Origin of the sequence: Iodidimonas nitroreducens (assembly GCA_000710935.1) — a bacterium.
Classification (GTDB): Bacteria; Pseudomonadota; Alphaproteobacteria; order Sphingomonadales; family Rhodothalassiaceae; genus Iodidimonas; species Iodidimonas nitroreducens.
Genome location: BAYV01000109.1, coordinates 105,536 through 126,002 on the forward strand (window position 1 = coordinate 105,536; position 20,467 = coordinate 126,002).

Genomic DNA, 20,467 nt, shown 5'->3' on the forward strand with positions numbered 1-20,467 from the left:
AAGCTCAGATGATGATTTTTCAAATGATAATCTGGCGGCCACCACCAATGGCTTCGGCGGCCTCGGCCTCACCATCATTGATCGCCCCTGGGGTGCCAAAGCGCATGGAATAGCGCTTGGTCACCCGCTCTACGGGCAGCAGGATGAATACATCAGTGGTGCCAAACTGATCATCCACCACCGCCCCATCCCCGATGAAGCAGCCAAGGCGCAGATAGCCCTTGATCAAAGGCGGCAAAGAGCGGCGAGCCATGCGGATATCAAGCTGATCGCGCGGCACCCTGTTCATATCTTCAAAACGCTCGGGCACGGCACGCACCATGAAATCCGCCGGGCACAGATGTTCGTGCCATAAATAGGATAAGGGAGCCGCCAAAGCATCGGGATCGGTGCCATGCAAAGAGGCACAGCCAAACATATAAGCAATGGAATGTTCTGCCAGATAGCCCGCAATCCCCTTCCATAAAAGGGTGATGGTGGCATTCGAACGATAATCCCGCGCCACACAGGAGCGACCCAATTCCAAAAGCTGGCCGCCCTTGCCCATATGGGCCTGAAAGCGTTCCCCCATCAAAGGGCCGAGATCATATTCCTGAGCGGAATAAAAGCCGCCATGCTGGGACGCCACCCTTTGGCGCAGCAGACGATAGGTGCCGACCACCCGGCTGCCTTTGGGCTTGGAATGATCGATGACCAGCAAATGATCGCATAAGGGATCATAAACATCCATATCGCGGCGTTCGCGCTGCATCTGAAGCGTGGGCTGTGCCGACATTTCCTCATAGAAAATGCGATAGCGCAAACGCTGGGCTTCCAGAATTTCAGACTCTTCACGCGAACAGCGCACCTCCAAAGGGCCTGATCGGGCGTAATAATCGGCGTTCGCCAGTGTTTGTGCGGCGACGACCTTGTCTTTGCCGGTGTAATCCATAACGCGCTTCTAAGCCCCTTCAGAGACAATTTCGTGACGCGGCTTTCAGAAAACGATTAAAAATCCTGCGCCCCATCGCATCAAAACGGCTCGGAGTGTGAGCCTTTGCCGTTCATATCTCAACCCAAACCTGCGGTGCATTGCCCATATCCAGCGCACAAATGCGCGAGGGCCTGACCGTCTCTTATGCGTTTTCGATCTTCAGTCCCATTTTCTTGTGCGGGCAAGAAACCATAACAAAATCAGCCCCGGTATGCCAGCAATCCCCGATAGGATGAAGAAATCGAACCAGCCCACAGCTTCCGCCAAAAACCCCGCAGGGGCCGCCAGAAAGGTGCGCGCCACCAAAGCCGTAGCGGATAAAAGGGCATATTGGGTGGCGGTATAGGCATCATTCACCAGCCGCGACAGAAAAACGACGAAGATGGTATTGCCCATGCCGGACGCAAAATTTTCAAAGCCGATCACCCCCGCCAGCCACGGCCAATGAGCATCGATCAAAGCGCCTTTCAATTCAGACGGGATATTGCCCTGCCCGAAAGCCGTTTCAACCCCCAATGTGGCAAAGCCCGCCATCCAATCCAGCCACGAAAAGCCCAGATTCGACACAACCTGCAAAACCCCGGCGATCCAAAGGGCGCGCACCAGCCCAAAGGCGTGCATCAAAAGCCCCCCGGCAAACATGCCCGCAAACACCGCCACCAACCCAAACCCTTTATAAACAAAGGCAATGGTGGATTTCTGATAGCCCAGATCACGCACGAAAGGCCCCGATAAAGCCCCGGCAAAGGCATCCTGGAATTTAAACAAAACCACAAAGGCCATGACCGAAAGCAAAGCCCAGCCAAAACGACGCACCAGATCGACAAAAGGTGCCGCCACCATCACATAAAGGGTGGCCAGCCCCCGGCCCCTGCGCCCCCCGGCCAAACGCGGCCGCGTTGCTAAAAACCGCGCCACCTCGTGCTGCCGGGCGTCCAGTTCGGCTTCCACCCGGCGTTCGGGTTCATGATTAAAAGCCACCGCCAAAAGCCCGAGAACCAAAGTGAGGCTGGCAAATAAATAGGCGCTTTCCCAACTTGCTACATCGGCCAGCCATAAAACCAGAACCCCCGCCGCAAGCTTGGCCCCCAGATACCACGCCGTGGCATGAACCGCCGTGCCCCCCGCCAATTGCCGATCATCCAGATATTCAATGCGATAAGCATCCACCACAATATCGAAGGTGGCCGAGGCAAAAGCCACCCCCACCGCCAACAGGATGCTGGTCATGAGGGCGCTGGCCGGATCAACCACCGAAAGCCCGAACAAAAGCGCCAGCATCAGCACCAGGGTCAGCGCCATCCAGCCCCGCCTTTGGCCCAATCGGCGGGTGAGAGGGCCCAGCCTGATATGATCCACAAAAGGGGCCCATAAAAATTTGATGGCATAGGCCGTACCGATCAGGCTGGTCAGCCCGATGGTGCCGAAATCGATCCCGGCATCGGTGAGGCGGATACGAAAGGTTTCACCAATCAGACCCAAAGGCAGGCCGCTGGCAAAGCCGAAAAACAAAAACACCGCCACCCGGCGTTCCAGATAAATGGACCCCACCCCAAAAAGCCGGGCAAGGGCTTTGGGCACGACATAAGACGGCGGCTTGGATGAACTTGAAGATGACATCAGCGGCAGACTAAGCGGCCCTTATGGCCTTGAGAAGGCATAAAATGAACATCCTGCTTTGAAGGCTTATAACGAGGAAAGCGCCGGAGCGATGCGGCGAAAGCTCAAAGCTTCGGCGATATGCCCCCGGCCCACATCTTGTGCCTGATCCATATCCGCCAGGGTGCGGGCCACCCGCAAAATGCGGTGATAGCCCCGCGCCGATAACCGCATCCGCTCAATTGCCTGATTGAGAAGGGCACAGCCCGCCTCATCGGGGGTGGCGATCCGATCCAGAATCTCGCCATCGGCTTCGGCATTGGTACGCAGATCATCGATTCCCATGGCGCGAAAGCGGGCTTCCTGCACCGCCCGGGTTGCGGCCACCCGGCGCGCCACTTCGGCCGATCCTTCGGCGGGTGGCGGCAGGCCAAGATCCGCCGCCGAAACTGCCGGAACATCGATATGCAGATCAATCCGATCAAAGAGCGGGCCGGAAATTTTCGATTGATAATCAATGGCGCAGCGCGGTGCCCGGGCACAGGCAAGGGCGGCATCATCAAGATGCCCGCAGCGGCAGGGATTCATCGCCGCCACAAGCTGAAAGCGCGCCGGATAGGTGACATGGGCCATGGCGCGCGAGACCACGGCCTTGCCGGTTTCGATAGGCTGACGCAGGCTTTCCAGGGTGGCCCGGGGAAATTCCGGCAGTTCATCCAAAAACAGCACGCCCATATGGGCAAGGCTGATTTCCCCCGGTCGGGCCCGCGCCCCGCCGCCCACCAAAGCCGGCATGGATGCAGAATGATGGGGGCTGCGAAACGGCCGCCTGCGGCTGATCGCCCCGCCATCGAGCAATCCCGCCACCGAGGCAATCATCGAGACATCGAGGGCTTCGCGTGCATCGAGGGGCGGCAAAATCGAGGGCAGGCGGGAAGCCAGCATCGATTTCCCCGACCCCGGCGGCCCGATCATCAAAAGATTATGCCCTCCCGATGCGGCGATTTCCAAAGCCCGCTTCGCCATTTCCTGACCTTTGATATCGCGCAGATCGGGCAGGGTGCCGCCTTCATCCATCACCCCTGCCTGGGGCTGAGATAAAATCTGGCTGCCCTTCAGATGATTGATCAGGGTCAGCAGATCAGGTGCCGCCAAAATTGCCAGATCGCCCGCCCAGGCCGCCTCGCCCCCCTGCTGAGCCGGGCAAACCAAAGTGAGATCAAGCGCCGAAGCGGCCAAAGCCGCAGGCAAAACGCCGGGTACCGCGCTGATCCTGCCATCCAGCGACAATTCACCCAAGGCCAGCAATTGCGCGCTTTCTTCGCGATCAAGCACATCCATCGCCGCCATCAGGCCAAGGGCGATGGGCAGATCGAAATGGCTGCCTTCCTTTGGCAGATCGGCTGGCGACAGATTGACCGTGATGCGCTTGGGCGGCAAAGCCAGCCCCATCGCCGCCAACGCCGAGCGCACCCGTTCGCGCGATTCGCCCACCGCCTTATCGGGCAGACCAACAATGGTAAAGCCGGGCAGGCCAGCGCTTAATTGCACCTGAACATCAACGGGCCGGGCTTCGATCCCGGCAAAGGCCACCGTATTGATATGTGCAACCAAATGCCGCCCCCCTTCTCTTTTCGTGGTCATGCAAGATGTAGATTGCCCGCAGCCGATGCTGTGTGGCGGGCCAATGTGCGGGCTTTGGGCCAAAGCGTCAATCATAGTTGTATAAGACGCGGCTCTTTCGCTCGCAACAGATGGTTTCATTCCGGAAAGGGCGGCGGGCCTTCTATGGATTGTCTTGCTGTTTATCGGCATCGCGGGCATGTTTTGGCGAGAAGATAAGGAGCAGATCATGGCCTATGATGACACAAATATCTTTGCCCGCATTCTGCGCGGCGAAATCCCCGCAAAAACCGTTTATGAAGATGAACATGCTCTGGCCTTTCACGATATCAACCCCCAGGCCCCCCAGCATATTCTGGTGATCCCCAAGGGCCCCTATCAATCGATGGATGATTTCACCGCCCACGCCCCCGATGCCCTGATTGCAGGCTTTTTCAAGGCTGTGGGCCATGTGGCGCGGCAAATGGGGGCCACCGAAACCGGCTATCGCATTCTGGCCAATCATGGTGCCGATGCCCATCAGGAGGTGCCGCATCTGCACATCCATATCTTTGCCGGTCGCCCTTTGGGGCCCATGCTCACCCCTATGAAGGATTGAACCGATGACCATTGCCGCATGGTGCCTTTTGGCCGCTTTCATTCTGATCTATGCGCCGCGCGGACCGGCTTTGCGCGGCATATTGGAGCAGGAAGGGCATTATGATATTCTGGAACCCCGCGCCCAGCAGGCCCGGCTGAAAGGCAAGGCGCTGCGGGCCATGGGGGCGCATCAGAATATGATCGAGGCCTTTGGCCCCTTTGCCGCCGCCGTGATCATGGCGCATTTTCTGGAGGCCGACCCCCACTGGCGTGATGGATTGGCGCTGTTATTCATCGCCGCCCGGATCCTGTTCATTCCGGCTTATCTCAAGGATTGGGGCTATGGCCGCACCGCCATATGGGCCGTGGGCCTGATCGCCACCCTGATGCTGTTCATCCTGCCGGCTTTAGGCTGACATCGCCTTTGCCACCAGCGCCTTCAAATCGGCTTCGGGCCGGGCGCCATAATGCGAGATGATTTCGGCCGCGCAGATCGATGCCACCCGCCCCATGGTGCGGGCATCCTGGCCCCTGACATAGGCATGAAGAAAGCCCGCCGAATAAAGATCGCCCGCGCCTGTGGCATCCACCAGCTTTGCAATCGGTTCGGCATCGATGGTCACCCGTTCCGATCCATAGAGAACCACCGAGCCTTTTTCCGACCGCGTAAGGGCGGCCAGTTCCACCTTTTGCCCCAGCGCCTTGATCGCCTGTTCGAAATCATCGGTTTGATAAAGCGATTTGATCTCGTCTTCATTGGCAAACAGAATATCCACATGATGATCCACCAGATCGCGAAATTCATCGCGATAGCGATCCACACAAAAGGAATCCGACAAGGTGAGCGCGACTTTCGTACCCGCTTCATGGGCAAGGCGCATGGCCTTTAAAAAGGCCTTTTTCGCCTCGATAGGATCCCACAGATAGCCTTCCAGATAGATGACCTTAGCGGCGGCGATTTCTTCGGGGACGATATCGGCTTCCGTCAAACCCTGGCTTGCCCCCAGAAAGGTATTCATGCTGCGCTGGCCATCCGGCGTCACGATGATGAGGCAGCGGGCGGTGGGCTCACCCGAAGGGGCCATGGGGGTGGTGAAATCCACCCCGGTGGCACGCAGATCATGGGCGAAAACCTGGCCCAGCTGATCATCTTTCACTTTTCCAATGAAGCGGACGCGGCCGCCCAAAGCCGCAAATCCCGCCGTAGAATTAGCCACCGATCCGCCGGAAATCTCGACCCCCGGCCCCATGGCATCATATAAATGGCGGGCCCGATCCGTATCGATCAGGGTCATTCCCGCCTTTTGAATATCATGGGCCGCGAGAAAGGCATCGTCATCGCGAGAGATCACATCCACGATCGCATTGCCGATCCCAACCAGATCATGTGTCTTTTCAACCATATGCGGCATCCTTATCATCATTATTGGTGATTGACTGAGCGGGAGTATAGCGATTGTCGCACAGATGCCAACCAGCGCACTTTCCACAAGGGGCATCGGGCTGCTAAAACAGGGCCGACTTATTTTAAAGAGCCATGACATGTCGATCATCCGCGCCCTCAATCAAGCCATCGGCCAATTAAACGATCCGGCTTTTCGCCGGGTCATCCTTTTAGGATTCGGCTTGTCGCTTCTGGTGTTCCTTCTTCTGCTGGGGGGGCTGATCGCCCTCGTGCCCCTGATCCCCGAAAGCGGTATCGACTGGATCGACAAGGCTGTGATCTGGCTTGCCGGTTTGGGGGTTCCCCTGATCTTTGCTTTGGTCACATGGCTGCTTTTTCCCGCTGTGATGACCAGCATCACCAGCCTGTTTCTCGATGATGTGGTGGATGCCGTGGAAGCGCTTCACTATCCTGATCTGGCGGGCTGGCGGGCCTCGCCTTTGCATGAAGTCATCTGGCTGGGGCTGCGGCTTTCCCTGCTGATCGTGCTGATCAATCTGCTGGCCCTGCCGCTTTATCTGACCCTGCTTTTTACCGGCTTTGGCACTTTGGCGCTTTATCTGGCGATCAATGGCTATTTATTGGGCCGGGAATATTATGAAATGGTGGCGGTGCGCCATGCCACCCCGAAAAATGCCGGGCATCTGCGCAAACAAAACCGGGATAAAGCCTTTCTGGGTGGGCTGATGATCGCCCTTTTATTCATGATCCCGGTGCTGAACCTGATGGCCCCGGTCATCGGCATTGCCATGATGGTGCATCTGTTTCATGACAAACAGGAAAACAAGCCGGAAAGCCGACGGGTCAACTGAATGATGGGGATCAGCACTTTAAGAACGATCATCCGGCGCTTTGGCCTGCTTATCCTGCTGATGGCCGGGGCGGCGGGCTGCACATCGCTGCTCGATCAAAGCCCCAAAGCCCCGGAGCCACAGGCATCTCCGGCTGCACCCTCCCCATCGTCTTTGGCCCCAAACAGCAAAAAAGGCACCGATCTGGCATCCCCCCCCACCCCTATCACCGTGCCGCAATCTCCTGATCCCGGGCGGCTTTTAGGGCTGACTGCTGGCGATGTGCATCATCTGATGGGGGTGCCGCTTTTGGTCAGGCGCGAAGATCGGGCGCAGATGATGCAATATAAATCCGCCCAATGCGTGCTTGATATCTATTTATACGAGCCCCAGCCCGGCATGCATTTTCGCGCCCAGCATGTGGAAGCCCGCGATCTGGATGGCCAGCCATTCGATTCCACCCAATGCATGGCCCAGCTGATTCCCCGCACCCACTGGTAATTTGGCCACATGGCGACGCAGCAAAATGATCAGGCGGTTTTATCTTCATAAAGGCACAAATCCCGCACCGGGCACCGCCCACATTCGGGCTTTCGTGCCTTGCAGATATAGCGGCCATGCAAAATCAGCCAATGATGAGCATGGCGCATGAAGCGCGCCGGAATGCGGGCAACGAGGCCATCTTCAACCGCCCGAACAGTTTTCCCCGGGGCCAGCCCCAATCTGTTGGACAGGCGAAAAATATGGGTATCCACCGCCATGGTCGGCTGGGCAAAGGCCACATTCAAAACCACATTGGCGGTTTTGCGCCCCACCCCCGGCAGGGTTTCAAGGGCGCTGCGATCCGCTGGCACAGTCCCGCCGTATTCTTCGCATAAGATTTTTGACAAAGCGAAAACATTGCGGGCCTTATTATTGAAAAGCCCGATGGTTTTGATGTGATCCCTTATGCCCGCTTCGCCCAGGGCAACCATCGCCGCCGGATGATCGGCAAGGGCAAAGAGCTTTTTGGTGGCTTTGTTCACCCCGGCATCGGTGGCCTGCGCCGACAGCACCACGGCCACGAGCAGGGTATAGGGATTGCGATAGTCCAATTCGGTTTGGGGGGCCGGATCGGCCTTTTCAAAGCGGGAAAACAAGGTTTCAATGGCTTTGGCCGACAGTTTATGACAAGGCATGAGGGCCCTTTCGAGATGACATCACAATCCAATCCTGATCCTGTTTACAGCACCGGCTGTTCCGGTCAAGCGTCTGCCCCCTTGTGGTTTCATGCCACCGTACGGCCGCATCGCTCCCTTGACCGCAGGCACTTTGTGCTCTTTTTCATGGGGCTGCTGGCCCTGAGCGCCCTGGCGGCTTTACGCTTCTGGTTTTTGGGCGCCTGGCCGGTGGCGGCTTTCTTCATTGTCGATGCCCTGCTGATCTGGGGGGCTTTCCGCCTTTCTTATGCCCATGCCCGATCATTTGAAACCATCGCGCTTTTGGAAGATGCCCTGATCATCACCAAAACAAGCTGGCGCGGAAAAACAGATCGCCACCAATTTGATCCTTATTGGGTAAGGATTGCGATCACCGACCCGCCAAGCCCGGAGCGCCGCCAAGCCGCAACACCCCGACTTTATCTTCAGGCCCGCCTTTATCTTCAGGAACGCGGGCAATCCCTTGAGGTGGGTGAGGCGCTCAGCCCCCCAGAGCGGCTCTCTTTGGCTGAGGCTTTAAAAACCACCCTTGCCACCAAAAAAGCCGGGCACCCGCCATTATAACAGCGGATCACAAACCGAGCACATCCGCCATATCGAAAAGCCCGGGCGTTTGATCCTCTTGCCAGCGCGTGGCCAGCCACAAAGCCGCATGAACCGCGCCACGGGCAAAAATCTGCCGGTCCGATGCCAGATGCGACAGCACCAGACGCTCGCCCATCCCGGCAAAAATCACCTGATGTTCCCCCACCACATCGCCCCCGCGCAAAGTGGCAAAACCGATCCGGCCCGGCACCCGCGGCCCGATCTGGCCATCACGCAGTTTTTCGCTCATCTCATCCAGATCAACACCCCGGCCCATCGCCACGGCCCGGCCCAAGGCCAGCGCCGTTCCCGATGGCGCATCAACCTTGTGACGATGGTGCATTTCCAGAATTTCCGCATCAAATTCAGGGCCAAGGGCGCGCGCCGCCTGCCGCACCAAAGACGACAGCAAGCTGATGCCCAAAGAAAAATTCGCCGCCTGCAAAATGGGAATGGTGCGCGCCGCATCATCAATATCCGCCTGCTGGTCAGCCGTAAAACCGGTGGTGCCCAAAACCAAAGGCTTTTCATGGCTGCAGGCCAAAGCCAGATGATCAAGGCTGGCTTTGGGGCTGGTAAAATCGATCAGAACATCGGATCGCGCAAAAAGGGCTGCCGCATCTTCATCGATGCTATCTGCAAAAGACCGGCCATCGGCCGTGTGGACCAATGGCGATGCCCCGGGCCGCACCGTTCCCCCCGACAAAAGAGCGCGGGATGAACCATCAACCTCGGCAAGGAGCGCCCGCCCCATGCGCCCGGCACAGCCTAATATTCCGATTTTGATCATCGCCTGCTCCCCCATCATCCGCCCCGCTCATTGCGGCCCACCTTCAGCGCTGATCGGATCAATCCGTCAGATCATCCCATAAATCCTTCACCCGGCTGAAAAAGCCGGAGGATTGCGGCGTGTGGCGCTCGCCAAAATCCTCGCCAAGGCTGCGGATTTTTTCTTTTTGCGCCTTCGATAAATTGACCGGCGTTTCCACCTGAACCTCGATCATCATATCGCCATAGATGGGTGTATTGATCTGGGGCATCCCTTTATTGCGCAGCCGGAATTGCCGCCCATTCTGGGTACCTTCGGGGATTTTCAGGCGCGCCCGTCCGCCACCGATGGTGGGCACCTCAACATCGCCCCCCAAAATGGCGGTGACGATAGAAATAGGCACCCGGCAATAGATCGTCGTGCCTTCGCGCTCGAAAAGCTTATGCGGGCGGATCGACAGGAAAATATATAAATCCCCCGGAGGGCCGCCCCGGAAACCGGCCTCGCCCTCGCTGGCAAGGCGGATGCGGGTGCCTTCTTCAACACCGGCAGGAATTTTCACCGAAAGCTGGCGCACTTTTTCCACCCGGCCCATGCCATGGCAGCTTTTGCAGGGGCTGGAAATCACCCGGCCCGCGCCCTTGCATCCCGGGCAGGTGCGTTCAACAGTGAAAAACCCCTGAGCCGAGCGGATTTTGCCCGCCCCATTGCAGGCCGGACACAGCTCAGGCACCGAGCCTTCTTCGGCACCGGTTCCCGAACAATCATCACAAGGCACACTGGTGGGCACATCAATGGTTTCAGTCAGCCCGTGATAGGCATTTTCCAGGGAAATTTCGAGATTAAAGCGCAGATCGGAGCCCCGCCGGGCCGAGGATTGGCCGCGCCCGCGCCCGCGTCCGCCCATCATATCGCCAAAGAACTGATCGAAAATATCGGAGAAGCTATCCTGATCAAAGCCATGCGCCTGCGCCCCGGGGCCTGCGCCATTGGCAAAAGCCGCATGGCCATAGCGATCATAGGCCGCCCGCTTTTGATCATCCTTCAAGATATCATAGGCCTGGCTGATTTCTTTGAAGCGGCGCTCGGCCTCTTCATCACCGGGATTGCGATCAGGATGATATTTCATGGCAAGCTTGCGATAGGCGCTTTTAAGGGTCGAACCATCCGCCCCGCGTTCCACACCAAGCGTTTCATAATAGCATTCAGTCATGAAGCAATCCGTTCTGTTTTTTCATCGGAAGCGAAAGCCCTGCGCCGCCGAACCGCCATCAAGGCAGGCACCGACGGCGCAAAAGGCATCCATCCGATGATGGGATATCAACTCGCAAGATTATTTCTTGTCTTCGTCAACTTCCTCGAAATCGGCATCCACAACATCCTCGTCAGAGGCTTTTTTGGCAGCCGCATCCGCCTGCTGGGCATCCGTTGGGGCGCCTTCGCCGGCATCATCCTGCTGCGCTTTGTAGATGGCTTCACCCAGCTTCATGGAAAGCTGGGTCAGGCTTTCCGTTTTCTGCTGGATGGCATCGGCATCATTGCTATCGAGAACGGATTTAAGCTCGGTGACCGCCGTTTCAATCGCCGCCTTATCATCGGCAGACACCTTATCCCCGTGTTCCGACAGATTTTTCTCGGTCTGATGCACCAAAGCTTCAGCCTGATTGCGGGCCTCGACCACAGCCCGCCGCTTTTTATCTTCGGCGGCATTGGCTTCGGCATCCTTCACCATCTTTTCGATATCGGCATCCGACAGCCCGCCCGAAGCCTGAATACGGATCTGCTGTTCCTTGCCGGTGCCTTTATCCTTGGCGGAAACATTGACGATCCCATTGGCATCGATATCAAAGGCCACCTCGATCTGCGGCACACCGCGCGGAGCCGGGGGCAGCCCAACGAGATCGAACTGACCGAGCATTTTATTATCGGCGGCCATTTCGCGCTCACCCTGGAACACCCGGATGGTCACCGCGCCCTGATTATCCTCGGCCGTTGAGAAGACCTGGGATTTCTTGGTGGGGATGGTGGTATTGCGCTCGATCAGGCGGGTGAACACACCACCCAATGTTTCAATGCCCAGCGACAAGGGCGTTACATCAAGCAGCAGCACATCTTTCACATCGCCTTGCAGCACACCCGCCTGAATAGCCGCCCCAAGGGCCACCACCTCATCGGGATTAACCCCCTTATGGGGTTCGCGGCCAAAGAAGGATTTCACCGTTTCATGCACTTTGGGCATGCGGGTCATGCCGCCCACCAGCACCACATCATCGATTTCACCGGCGTTGATGCCCGCATCCTTCAGCGCCTTTTTGCATGGCTCAAGGGTGCGCTTGATCAGATCTTCCACCAGCGCTTCGAGCTTCGCCCGGCTCAGCTTCATGGTCAGATGCTTGGGGCCCGAAGAATCGGCGGTGATGAAGGGAAGATTGACCTCGGTTTGCGTGGCCGAGCTCAATTCGATCTTGGCCTTTTCTGCCGCTTCCTTCAGCCTTTGCAGGGCAAGCTTGTCGCCGCGCAGATCAATGCCATTTTCTTTTTTGAATTCATCGGCCAGATAATCAACAATCCTGAGGTCGAAATCCTCGCCACCCAAAAAGGTATCGCCATTGGTGGCCTTCACCTCGAACACGCCATCGCCGATCTCAAGGATCGAGACATCGAAGGTGCCGCCCCCCAGATCATAAACCGCAATGGTTTTGCCATCCTGCTTTTCAAGGCCATAGGCCAAAGCGGCAGCGGTGGGTTCATTGATGATCCGCAAAACCTCAAGGCCCGCGATTTTACCGGCATCTTTCGTTGCCTGCCGCTGGGCATCATTGAAATAAGCCGGAACCGTGATCACCGCCTGGCTGACGGTTTCACCCAGATAGCTTTCCGCCGTTTCCTTCATTTTTTGCAGGATGAACGCGGAAATCTGCGAGGGAGAATATTTTTCGCCGCGCGCTTCCACCCAGGCATCGCCATTATCGGCCTTGACGATGGAATAAGGGACCATGCCCTTATCTTTGGTGGTGGTGGGGTCGGCATAGGTGCGGCCAATCAGGCGCTTGATGGCAAACAGCGTATCTTTGGCATTGGTCACCGCCTGACGCTTGGCGGATTGCCCCACGAGCCGCTCGCTATCTTCGGTGAAGGCAACAATCGAGGGCGTTGTCCGCACACCTTCGGCATTTTCAATCACTTTGGGGTTGGAGCCTTCCATCACCGCAACGCAGCTATTGGTGGTCCCCAGATCGATTCCGATGACTTTACTCATAATGTCTGACCTTTTTTTTCAGCCGGGTCGGCGGGCCACATCATGCACCCGTCCGGCCCTCCAATCAGGATATTCATTCATTGTGTGTCGCTCGAAACAACATGTCCGGTGCATCCGGCTGTCTTGAAACATTTTTCGCGCGACAATCGACCCTGCATATAGGGCCGCCTTTTCCGTGCTGCAAGGCAGAGGATCGATGCAGATGCATTTCCCCTCTTTTTCGCCCGCCTTCAGGCCGTGGTATCAACCCCCTTGGGGGATGATGGGTCCGGCGCGGAGTCAGCCCCCGGGCCGGGAGCCGCTTTGGCCACCGTTACCATCGCCGGGCGCAGCAGGCGATCCCGGATCACATAGCCCGCCTGATACACATCCACCACCGTTCCCGGTGCCTGTGAATGGCTTTCCACCTCGGCCATGGCCTGATGGAAATTATGATCAAATTTCTCGCCCCTGGGTTCGATCCGGCGGATGCCATGGCGCTCGAAAGCATTGAGCAATTCCCGCTCGGTCATCTCAACGCCATCGACAAAGGTTTTGATCAGCTTATCCTGGCGCGCCTCGGCGGGCAGGGCTTCAAGGGCCCGGCGCAGATTATCCGGCACGCTCAAAAGATCACGGGCAAGGCCCGAGACCGCATAAGCGCTGGTTTCCTGCTTTTCCCGCGCCGTACGCCGCAAGATATTTTCTACCTCGGCCCGGGCCCGCATCGCCTGATCGCGCAAGGTTTCGATCTCGGCTTCCAGCGCCCCGATCCGATCAGGCGGGGTGCTCGCCCCCTTCTCATCGGCGGCATCCGCCTTGGCTTTGGCCTCGGCCCCGCTTTCGGGGGATGGGTTGGATGAATCTGGCCCGGCCTGTGGCTTTTGGGCTTCATCCCGGGTTTCATCAGTTGGGTGTCTGTTCATTTCGTCCGATCCGCTCATGGCGCTCGTCCGCCTCCATTGATAGGCCGCCGCAAGGGTTCACCCTCACAAGATCCGGCCGATGACCTTTGCTGTATAATCCACCATCGGGATGATCCGGGCATAATTGATCCGGGTTGGACCAATCACCCCGATCATCCCAATGATCTTGTTATCGCCCTTCATATAGGGAGAGACAACGAGGGAGGAACCCGAAAGCGAAAAAAGATTGTTTTCCGAGCCGATAAAAATCTTCACCCCCTCGGCATCCCGAGCTTTTTCCAACAGGCGGGTGAGATCGAGCTTGGTTTCAAGATCATCAAAAAGCCTGCGGATTCGCTCTAAATCCTCGATCGCCCGCACATCTTCCAAAAGATTACCGCGCCCGCGCACGATCAGCGATGGCTTGTCATCTCCGGTCCATGTGGCAAGGCCCTGTTCCACCACCTTGCCGGTGAGGCTGTCAAGCTCGGCCTTTTGATCGGCCAGTTCCCGGGCGATGATCGCACGGGCTTCTTCAAAGGTGCGATTCTTGAAACGGCTGTTGAGATAATTGCTGGCCTGAACCAAAGACGACGGGGGCAGGCCGGGGGGCAGGTCGATTACCCGATTTTCCACCACCCCATCTTCCGAGACCACCACCACCAAAGCCTTTTCAGCCGAGAGCGGCACGAATTCCAGATGCTTTAAGGGGGCATTGGTTTTGGGCACCATCACAAGGCTGGCACATTGGCACAGCCCCGATAAAAGATTGGTGGCATCTTCTAAAACATCTTCCCGCCGCCGCCCCTGACCGGCACAGCGGATATCGATATTGGCACGCTCTTCTTCAGTGAGATTGCCGATTTCAAGCAGGCCATCCACGAAAAGCCGCAAACCCAATTCCGTGGGTATCCGCCCGGCAGACACATGGGGCGCGTAGATCAGCCCGGTTTCTTCCAGATCGGCCATCACATTGCGAATAGAGGCCGCCGACAGATCAACGCCGGGATGCCGCGACAAAGTGCGTGACCCCACCGGATCGCCATTATCGAGATAGGATTCCACGATCATCCGAAAAATGACGCGCGAACGATCGTTCAAGGTTTCGATCTGCATGTCACCTGTCCGAGCTGATGAGCTGTCAAGCCTTTGATTTAAGGGGCCGGGGGCCGATCGTCAATCCACAGACAGCGATCCCCAAAGGCGCATGCCGGGATTGTTTTCCCAAAAGGAGGGCTGGACGGCGGTTCGCTGCAAGGGTTAGAAGGCTGTGATCTGGCCCTGCCTGTGCTTTGGCGCATGGGCGCATCATGATCCCCCAAACGGGATCGGGTGCCGTGGCTTTCAGGATCTGGAGAGACCCCCATGCGACCATCCGGCCGAGCCCTTGACGAAATGCGCCCCTTGAGCCTTCAGCGCGGATTTTCCAAACATGCCGAAGGTTCATGCCTCGTCAAATTCGGGGATACCCATGTTTTATGCACGGCAAGCCTTGAAAGCCGTCCGCCGCCCTTCCTGCGCGATACCGGCAAAGGCTGGGTGACGGCGGAATATGGCATGTTGCCCCGCTCCACCCACAGCCGCATGGATCGCGAAGCGGCGCGCGGCAAGCAATCGGGGCGAACCCAGGAAATCCAGCGGCTGATCGGTCGCTCCTTGCGCGCCATTACCGAGCTTGAAGGTTTGGGCGAACGCCAGATCCGTATCGATTGCGATGTGATTCAGGCCGATGGGGGCACCCGCACCGCCGCCATTTCAGGCAGCTTTGTGGCTTTGGTGGATTGCCTGCGCTATATGCGCGATGCCGGGCTGATCGATACTCTGCCGATCCGCGAGCCGGTGGCCGCCATTTCCTGCGGGATCTATCAAAACAACCCGATCCTTGATCTGGATTATGATGAAGACAGTGCTGCCGAAACCGATGCCAATTTCGTGCTCACGGCATCGGGCGGGATTGTGGAAATTCAAGGCACCGCCGAAGCGACACCTTTTTCCGAAGAACAGTTCCTGCGGCTTTTGCGGCTGGCGCGGATCGGCTGTGATCGGGTTGTTGCTGAACAAAAACGCGTTTTGGGCCTGAAATAATGACCGCCCGGCGCTTTTCCGGAGATCGCCTTGTGCTGGCCAGCCATAATGCCGGCAAGGTGCGCGAAATCAAGCTGTTGCTGGCGCCTTTGGGGATCAAAGTATTAGCAGCAGGCGATTTGGGCCTTGATGAACCCGAAGAAACCGGCACAAGCTTTATCGCCAATGCCGAATTAAAGGCGCTGGCCGCCGCCAAAGCCAGTGATCTGCCCGCTTTATCCGATGATTCCGGGCTGGTGGTGCATGGGCTTCTTGGCGCCCCCGGCATTTATTCGGCGCGCTGGGCAGGGCCGGAAAAGGATTTCGGCCACGCCATGAACCTGATCGCCGAAAAGCTGGATGGGGCCGACAGCACCGCCCATTTCATCTGCGCCCTTTCTTTGGCCTGGCCCGATGGCCATAGGGAAAGCGTGGAAGGCCGGATCGATGGCCATTTGTGTTTTCCGCCCCGGGGCACACGCGGTTTTGGCTATGATCCGATCTTCGTGCCCGATGGCTATGATCTCAGCTTTGGGGAAATGGACCCCGACCACAAGGCCGCCATCAATCACCGCGCCGATGCCTTTCGCCAGATGCTGGAGCGCTGCTTTGACCGATCTGCCTGATCTAAAAACCCGTGCCGACAGCGCAGAGCGAGATCGCCTTGCGATCTATATTCACTGGCCCTTTTGCGAACGCAAATGCCCCTATTGCGATTTCAACAGCCATGTCCGCGATGAGGTTGATCACCCACGCTGGCAGCGCGCCCTGCTGGCGGAACTGGCATGGTTTGCCGAACGCACCCAAGGCCATCGCGTGCCCAGCATTTTTTTCGGCGGCGGCACCCCATCCCTGATGAAACCGAGCCTTGTAGAGGCCCTCATCGATGCGGTGGCGGGCCATTGGCCCCTTGATGCGCAGCCGGAAATCACGCTGGAAGCCAATCCCTCCAGCGTTGAGGCCGGGCGCTTTGCCGATTATCGCCATGCCGGTGTCAATCGGGTGTCTTTGGGGGTGCAGGCCCTTGATGATCAGGCGCTGGCCTTTTTGGGGCGGCTTCATTCCAAAGATGAAGCTTTGGCGGCGCTGGATGTGGCCCGCCATCATTTCGACCGCATATCCTTCGATCTGATTTATGCCCGCCCCGACCAAAGCCTTGAATCTTGGCATAATGAGCTTTCCCGCGCTCTGCACTATCAGGCGGGGCACCTTTCGGCCTATCAATTGACCATCGAGCAGGATACCGCCTTTTTCCGCCGCCATGCCCGGGGGGACTTTCACCTGCCGGATGAGGATCTGGCTGCCGATCTTTTTGAGCTGACCGCCGAACTGACCGCCCAGGCCGGGCTTTATGCTTATGAAACATCGAACTATGCCCGGCCCGGTGAGGAATCGCGCCATAATCTTATTTATTGGCAGGGCGGGGGCTATCTGGGGATCGGCCCCGGGGCCCATGGCCGTATGCCCATCGCCCCAAAAGGGCAGCTTCCCCGCTATCAGGCAACATCCCAGATCAAACGCCCCGAAGATTGGCTTCTGGCCGTGGAAAATCATGGCCATGGCCGCTTTGAAAGCGAAGAGATCGACCCCGAAAGCCGCGCCGCTGAAGCTGTGATGATGGGCCTGCGCCTAACCAAAGGGATTGATCGCCAGCATTTCAAACGGCACACCGGGTGCGATCTGATGACCATCATCAACCGTGAAGCCTTGGCCGAATTGGTCGAACAGGGGCTTTTGGAATGCGATGCACAAGCTTTGCGCACCAGTCAAAAAGGCCGCTTATTGCTCAATGCCATCATAGGCCGCCTGCTGGGTTGAACCCCGCCCATCAAGATCGAGATGGAAACCGATTCTGGGCCCCCGGAAATCCACCGGGGCGGGATCGATGATCCTGAAATCACGCGCACCGATTTCCAAAATCGCCAGATTTCGCTCCACAATTCCATCCGAACCAAAGCGGAAAGCCCCATCAAGGCCGCTGAAGCCCGCCCGATCTTCAAAAGCCGCCGCTTCAAAGCGTTCGCTTTGCACGGGATTGCGGGCAAGGGTGGCCAAAAGCGCCATACCATCATAGCCCAATGTGGCAAGCCTTGGTGCCGGACGGCCATAGGCTTGTTCAAACCGTGCCAGAAAAGCCCGGGGCACGCTGGGCTCGGGGGCTGGAAACCACGCCCCGCGCAAGGGCGGTTCACGCACCAATGAAGGTTCATCCCAAAGCCCGGTGCCCAAAAACTGAACCGTTTGGGGGTCGATCTCATAATAAGGCAAAAGCGGCCCCAAAGAGCGCAATAAAGGATCGCCCTGGGCGATCAGCAGGGCATCAAAGCCTAGCGGCCCTAGGGCCTCCTTGGTTTTGAGCCGCTTTAAAATTTCATTGGACAGATCATCGCCCAAGGCTTCAAGGGCCTTTACCTCGGCAAGATAGGCAGCCCGGCGCTGATCATAATGGGCGAGAATTTTCACCGGCGCATCAAGGGCATCGGTTTCCGGCTCATAGCGAATCAGCGAGACCAGATCGCCCCCCGCTTCCTGCACAAGAGGGCCAAAGTGCTGCAAAATGCGATCCCCATAAGGCGATGAGGGGATCAATCCGGCCAAGCGGCCAAGCCCGCGCCCGATGGCATAGGAAACGATCCGCTCCACATCCTGATCGGGCATGAAGCCAAACAGATAAACCCCATCGCCAGCCACCCGCTGATCATTGGAAAAGCCCAGCAAAGGAATATCGGATTGGCGCAAAAGCGGGGCCACCGCCTGCACCGATGCGGCCAGAAGCGGCCCCAAAACCACCGAAACCCCTTGATCCACAGCCTGTTGTGCGGCCAGCCTCGCCCCTTCCGCCGTGCCCGCCGTATCGAAAGGCAAAAGCCGCAAGCGGGGATCATAGGCATCAAACAAGGCCAAAGCCGCCGCATCGCGCAAGGCCGCCCCCACATCCGCCGCCGGGCCGCTCAGGGGCACCAGAAGCGCAATCCTGATTTCGCCCTGATCGGGTGCCAAAAGCCCTTGATCAGGCGCATCAGCATCCCCCCCGGAGCGATCCACCCCCGAAAGTGCGGTGGGCGACCGCCCCGACTCACCCATAGCCGATCCATCCGAAGGCGGGGCCGTGGCACAGCCCGCAAGCAGCATGATCATCCCCATCATCGCGGGGCCGATAAGAAAACGCATGGACATCATCCCGGCTTCTATGGTGAGTTCACTCTTGAACACTGGTTGGCATATAGACTAACGCTGCATCATAAAAGCCGCAAACAGAAGGCAACAAAGTGGCACAGGCTGATTTTGATGATGAGGCCAGCCTTGGGCCCCGCTCTGCCGTGGGGTCCATCCCCAGCGCCGGGCTTTATATCGTGGCCACCCCGATTGGCAACCTGGGTGATATCAGCCATCGCGCTCTGGCCATTCTGGCAGCCGCTGATCTGATCGCTTGCGAAGATACCCGGGTCAGCCTCAAGCTGCTCAATCATTATGGCTTGAAGCGCCCATTGATATCCTATCACGACCATAATGCCAAAACGAGCGGGGCCAAAATTCTCGATGCTCTGGCCGCCGGGAAAAGGGTCGCCCTGATATCGGATGCCGGAACGCCGCTGATTTCCGATCCCGGCTATCGGCTGGTGGCCGATGCCCGCGCCGCCGGGCACAAGGTTATCCCCATTCCCGGTGCCTGTGCGTTCATCACCGCTTTATCCGCCTGTGGCCTGCCCACCGACAAGCTTTTGTTTCTTGGCTTTTCACCCCCCAAATCATCGGCCCGCAAAAAATTTGTCGAACCCTATCGATCCGTGGATGCCACCATGGTGCTTTATGAAAGCCCAAGCCGCCTGCCCGCCGCCCTTGCGGATTTTGCCGAAATTCTAGGGGCCGGGCGCGAAGCCGCCATCTGCCGCGAGATGACCAAAAGCTATGAGGAAATACGCCGGGGCAGCCTTTTGGATCTGGCCGCCAGCACAGCCGCTCAGGAACACCGGATCAAGGGCGAAATCGTTTTAGCGATCGCCCCGCCGGAAGGCGAGCGGCCCAAAAGCGATCAGATCGATGATCTGATCAAAAAGGCGCTACAGGATTTATCGGTGCGCGAAGCCGCCGCCGCCATCGCCTGGATGACCGGGGAAAAGCGCCGCACCATTTATCAACGGGCTTTGGCCCTGCAAGGCCAGATCAGCGATGACCCGCAATAACCCGCAATGACATTGGCCCCGCATCATAAACCGGCACAAAAGGGGCGCAAAAAGGCCGAAATTCTGGGCCGCCGGGCGGAAGGGCTGGCGGCGCTTTATCTGAAGCTCAAGGGTTATCGCATCATCGCCCGGCGCTATCGCAGCCCCTTGGGTGAAATCGACCTGATCGCCCGGCATCACAACAGCCTTGTGTTCATCGAGGTAAAAGCCCGCAAAACCCTGACAAGCGGGCTTGAAGCGGTGCCGCCGCGCCAGCAGCAGCGATTGATGCGCGGGGCCCTTCATTTCATCATGCGCCACCCCCTTGAGGCAGATCTCTCCCTGCGCTTTGATGTCATCATCATCCGCCCTTTCAAATTGCCAAAGCATCTGATCCATGCGTTCGCGGGGGCAAAGCCCGGCCAGCTATAAACCCAAAACCCATCAGGCCATCAACCGGCACAGCCGGGCACGAGAAAATGATGACAAGGGGCCGGGATGGCCTTTCCCCCTGATCGGCAACAGCTTATACAGG

The 20,467-nt window shown here is 57.9% G+C and carries 21 protein-coding genes; 10 read left to right on the forward strand and 11 right to left on the reverse strand.

Going from position 1 to position 20,467, the window contains the following annotated elements; all coding sequences use genetic code 11:
* Window positions 1-19: 19 nt before the first annotated feature.
* The 3 genes from AQ1_RS13490 to AQ1_RS13500 form a co-directional block, all read right to left on the reverse strand.
* Entirely contained in the window at window positions 20-931 is a 912-nt protein-coding gene (locus AQ1_RS13490; RefSeq protein WP_042088178.1) for a GNAT family N-acetyltransferase, read from the reverse strand.
* Window positions 932-1,132: 201 nt separating this feature from the next.
* Entirely contained in the window at window positions 1,133-2,593 is a 1,461-nt protein-coding gene (locus AQ1_RS13495; protein WP_081837349.1) for an AmpG family muropeptide MFS transporter, read from the reverse strand.
* 66 nt (window positions 2,594-2,659) lie between these two features.
* Window positions 2,660-4,186 (reverse strand): YifB family Mg chelatase-like AAA ATPase, encoded by a 1,527-nt coding sequence (locus AQ1_RS13500; protein ID WP_042088432.1) that lies wholly within the window; start codon window positions 4,184-4,186, stop codon window positions 2,660-2,662.
* 238 nt (window positions 4,187-4,424) lie between these two features.
* On the opposite strand from AQ1_RS13500, the gene AQ1_RS13505 reads away from it, so the two are divergent.
* Window positions 4,425-4,793, forward strand: coding sequence for a histidine triad nucleotide-binding protein (locus AQ1_RS13505; RefSeq protein ID WP_042088434.1), 369 nt, complete (start codon window positions 4,425-4,427; stop codon window positions 4,791-4,793).
* 4 nt (window positions 4,794-4,797) lie between these two features.
* A complete protein-coding gene (locus tag AQ1_RS13510) occupies window positions 4,798-5,190 on the forward strand; it encodes an MAPEG family protein (protein ID WP_042088181.1) in 393 nt (130 codons plus the stop codon).
* On the opposite strand, the gene AQ1_RS13515 is transcribed toward AQ1_RS13510, so the two are convergent.
* On the reverse strand, window positions 5,182-6,177 hold the full coding sequence (locus AQ1_RS13515) for an adenosine kinase (RefSeq protein WP_042088436.1): 996 nt from the start codon (window positions 6,175-6,177) through the stop codon (window positions 5,182-5,184). The two genes, AQ1_RS13510 and AQ1_RS13515, sit on opposite strands and share 9 nt — an antisense overlap.
* Before the next feature lie 139 nt (window positions 6,178-6,316).
* On the opposite strand from AQ1_RS13515, the gene AQ1_RS13520 reads away from it, so the two are divergent.
* Complete coding sequence (locus AQ1_RS13520) at window positions 6,317-7,030, forward strand: EI24 domain-containing protein (RefSeq protein WP_052371303.1); 714 nt, start codon at window positions 6,317-6,319, stop codon at window positions 7,028-7,030.
* The gene (locus AQ1_RS14765) at window positions 7,031-7,510 is read left to right on the forward strand and encodes a hypothetical protein (RefSeq protein WP_052371304.1); all 480 of its coding nucleotides are present in this window, start codon (window positions 7,031-7,033) and stop codon (window positions 7,508-7,510) included. It abuts the gene before it with no gap.
* A gap of 29 nt (window positions 7,511-7,539) precedes the next feature.
* On the opposite strand, the gene nth is transcribed toward AQ1_RS14765, so the two are convergent.
* Entirely contained in the window at window positions 7,540-8,187 is a 648-nt protein-coding gene (gene nth / locus AQ1_RS13530; RefSeq protein ID WP_042088183.1) for an endonuclease III, read from the reverse strand.
* Between the two features lie 15 nt (window positions 8,188-8,202).
* Between nth and AQ1_RS13535 the strand changes: the two genes are divergently transcribed.
* On the forward strand, window positions 8,203-8,772 hold the full coding sequence (locus AQ1_RS13535) for a DUF2244 domain-containing protein (RefSeq protein WP_042088185.1): 570 nt from the start codon (window positions 8,203-8,205) through the stop codon (window positions 8,770-8,772).
* A gap of 7 nt (window positions 8,773-8,779) precedes the next feature.
* On the opposite strand, the gene dapB is transcribed toward AQ1_RS13535, so the two are convergent.
* From dapB to hrcA, 5 genes are all read right to left on the reverse strand, one after another.
* Window positions 8,780-9,580, reverse strand: coding sequence for a 4-hydroxy-tetrahydrodipicolinate reductase (dapB, locus tag AQ1_RS13540; protein ID WP_042088442.1), 801 nt, complete (start codon window positions 9,578-9,580; stop codon window positions 8,780-8,782).
* A 61-nt stretch (window positions 9,581-9,641) separates the two neighbouring features.
* Window positions 9,642-10,775: a molecular chaperone DnaJ gene (dnaJ, locus tag AQ1_RS13545; protein ID WP_042088187.1), complete on the reverse strand. Its 1,134-nt coding sequence runs from the start codon at window positions 10,773-10,775 to the stop codon at window positions 9,642-9,644.
* 120 nt (window positions 10,776-10,895) lie between these two features.
* Window positions 10,896-12,821, reverse strand: coding sequence for a molecular chaperone DnaK (dnaK, locus tag AQ1_RS13550; protein WP_042088188.1), 1,926 nt, complete (start codon window positions 12,819-12,821; stop codon window positions 10,896-10,898).
* A gap of 230 nt (window positions 12,822-13,051) precedes the next feature.
* Window positions 13,052-13,726 carry a nucleotide exchange factor GrpE gene (gene grpE, locus AQ1_RS13555; RefSeq protein WP_042088190.1) on the reverse strand — a complete coding sequence of 225 codons (675 nt, stop codon included), beginning with the start codon at window positions 13,724-13,726 and terminating at the stop codon, window positions 13,052-13,054.
* A gap of 63 nt (window positions 13,727-13,789) precedes the next feature.
* The gene (gene hrcA / locus AQ1_RS13560; protein ID WP_042088192.1) at window positions 13,790-14,821 is read right to left on the reverse strand and encodes a heat-inducible transcriptional repressor HrcA; all 1,032 of its coding nucleotides are present in this window, start codon (window positions 14,819-14,821) and stop codon (window positions 13,790-13,792) included.
* A 249-nt stretch (window positions 14,822-15,070) separates the two neighbouring features.
* Between hrcA and rph the strand changes: the two genes are divergently transcribed.
* The 3 genes from rph to hemW are packed head-to-tail and all read left to right on the forward strand — an operon-like array spanning window position 15,071 to window position 17,587.
* Window positions 15,071-15,790, forward strand: coding sequence for a ribonuclease PH (gene rph / locus AQ1_RS13565; protein WP_042088193.1), 720 nt, complete (start codon window positions 15,071-15,073; stop codon window positions 15,788-15,790).
* The gene (rdgB, locus tag AQ1_RS13570; RefSeq protein WP_042088195.1) at window positions 15,790-16,395 is read left to right on the forward strand and encodes an RdgB/HAM1 family non-canonical purine NTP pyrophosphatase; all 606 of its coding nucleotides are present in this window, start codon (window positions 15,790-15,792) and stop codon (window positions 16,393-16,395) included. Before rph ends, rdgB begins: the two co-directional genes overlap by 1 nt.
* Complete coding sequence (gene hemW, locus AQ1_RS13575) at window positions 16,379-17,587, forward strand: radical SAM family heme chaperone HemW (RefSeq protein WP_313978064.1); 1,209 nt, start codon at window positions 16,379-16,381, stop codon at window positions 17,585-17,587. The genes rdgB and hemW overlap by 17 nt, the downstream gene beginning before the upstream one ends.
* Here the strand turns inward: hemW and AQ1_RS13580 are convergent.
* Window positions 17,549-18,940, reverse strand: coding sequence for a penicillin-binding protein activator (locus AQ1_RS13580; protein WP_042088197.1), 1,392 nt, complete (start codon window positions 18,938-18,940; stop codon window positions 17,549-17,551). The two genes, hemW and AQ1_RS13580, sit on opposite strands and share 39 nt — an antisense overlap.
* 98 nt (window positions 18,941-19,038) lie before the next feature.
* On the opposite strand from AQ1_RS13580, the gene rsmI reads away from it, so the two are divergent.
* Together rsmI and AQ1_RS13590 are read left to right on the forward strand one after the other, a co-directional pair.
* Window positions 19,039-19,953, forward strand: coding sequence for a 16S rRNA (cytidine(1402)-2'-O)-methyltransferase (gene rsmI / locus AQ1_RS13585; protein WP_042088198.1), 915 nt, complete (start codon window positions 19,039-19,041; stop codon window positions 19,951-19,953).
* A 6-nt stretch (window positions 19,954-19,959) separates the two neighbouring features.
* On the forward strand, window positions 19,960-20,364 hold the full coding sequence (locus tag AQ1_RS13590; RefSeq protein ID WP_042088200.1) for a YraN family protein: 405 nt from the start codon (window positions 19,960-19,962) through the stop codon (window positions 20,362-20,364).
* The last annotated feature ends 103 nt before the right edge of the window (window positions 20,365-20,467 follow it).

Coding starts and splice junctions, on each gene's coding strand:
- AQ1_RS13490 (WP_042088178.1), bottom strand. CDS start 931: ATGGATTACACCGGCAAAGACAAGGTCGTCGCCGCACAAACACTGGCG.
- AQ1_RS13495 (WP_081837349.1), bottom strand. CDS start 2,593: ATGTCATCTTCAAGTTCATCCAAGCCGCCGTCTTATGTCGTGCCCAAA.
- AQ1_RS13505 (WP_042088434.1), top strand. CDS start 4,425: ATGGCCTATGATGACACAAATATCTTTGCCCGCATTCTGCGCGGCGAA.
- AQ1_RS13510 (WP_042088181.1), top strand. CDS start 4,798: ATGACCATTGCCGCATGGTGCCTTTTGGCCGCTTTCATTCTGATCTAT.
- AQ1_RS13515 (WP_042088436.1), bottom strand. CDS start 6,177: ATGGTTGAAAAGACACATGATCTGGTTGGGATCGGCAATGCGATCGTG.
- AQ1_RS13520 (WP_052371303.1), top strand. CDS start 6,317: ATGTCGATCATCCGCGCCCTCAATCAAGCCATCGGCCAATTAAACGAT.
- AQ1_RS14765 (WP_052371304.1), top strand. CDS start 7,031: ATGATGGGGATCAGCACTTTAAGAACGATCATCCGGCGCTTTGGCCTG.
- nth (WP_042088183.1), bottom strand. CDS start 8,187: ATGCCTTGTCATAAACTGTCGGCCAAAGCCATTGAAACCTTGTTTTCC.
- AQ1_RS13535 (WP_042088185.1), top strand. CDS start 8,203: ATGACATCACAATCCAATCCTGATCCTGTTTACAGCACCGGCTGTTCC.
- dnaJ (WP_042088187.1), bottom strand. CDS start 10,775: ATGACTGAATGCTATTATGAAACGCTTGGTGTGGAACGCGGGGCGGAT.
- dnaK (WP_042088188.1), bottom strand. CDS start 12,821: ATGAGTAAAGTCATCGGAATCGATCTGGGGACCACCAATAGCTGCGTT.
- grpE (WP_042088190.1), bottom strand. CDS start 13,726: ATGAACAGACACCCAACTGATGAAACCCGGGATGAAGCCCAAAAGCCA.
- hrcA (WP_042088192.1), bottom strand. CDS start 14,821: ATGCAGATCGAAACCTTGAACGATCGTTCGCGCGTCATTTTTCGGATG.
- rph (WP_042088193.1), top strand. CDS start 15,071: ATGCGACCATCCGGCCGAGCCCTTGACGAAATGCGCCCCTTGAGCCTT.
- rdgB (WP_042088195.1), top strand. CDS start 15,790: ATGACCGCCCGGCGCTTTTCCGGAGATCGCCTTGTGCTGGCCAGCCAT.
- AQ1_RS13580 (WP_042088197.1), bottom strand. CDS start 18,940: ATGCGTTTTCTTATCGGCCCCGCGATGATGGGGATGATCATGCTGCTT.
- AQ1_RS13590 (WP_042088200.1), top strand. CDS start 19,960: ATGACATTGGCCCCGCATCATAAACCGGCACAAAAGGGGCGCAAAAAG.